Annotated in this window: 1 pseudogene; it reads left to right on the top strand. The window is 46.4% G+C overall.

From position 1 onward, the window contains the following. Positions 1-26: 26 nt before the first annotated feature. Positions 27-368 (top strand): annotated as a pseudogene (locus tag J7R10_RS08880) (hypothetical protein). The last annotated feature ends 63 nt before the right edge of the window (positions 369-431 follow it).

Genomic DNA, 431 nt, shown 5'->3' with positions numbered 1-431 from the left:
TCATATTATTTTTATAGGGGGTGGTTATGGTTGCTGCTTGTAATTTATGGACCCCAGATGTCAGAAGAGATATCGTTAATCTTTATTCAGAAGTTGAACGTTTACAGGTGATGCTTTCCTGTTCTTTTAAGGCAGTGAGCGGTGGATTTAAGCATCTGCCTATCCGGTATATTATAGACCCTCCGCATGGCTTATTCGATGCAGCGTTAGCACGACAGATTGTTATCCATATTCTGCATTATTAGTTTGAGGAGCCACGGCGGCGCCTTGTTGCCATACAGGCACGGCAGCGGACTTCTATTTCTCTGTCTCTGCAGGTGATTAACCGGCGTTTGGAAGATCCTGTCTTTGCGAAAGCTTATCGATGATGGGCGGGGCGTGCGATGGGTTTGTTTTTTAAGGAACTCAGAAAGGCGGCGGCGTGTTGGCTC

The organism is Bartonella vinsonii subsp. berkhoffii ATCC 51672, assembly GCF_902825225.1.
Lineage (GTDB): Bacteria > Pseudomonadota > Alphaproteobacteria > Rhizobiales > Rhizobiaceae > Bartonella > Bartonella berkhoffii.
This window is presented reverse-complemented; position numbering and strand designations above follow the sequence as displayed.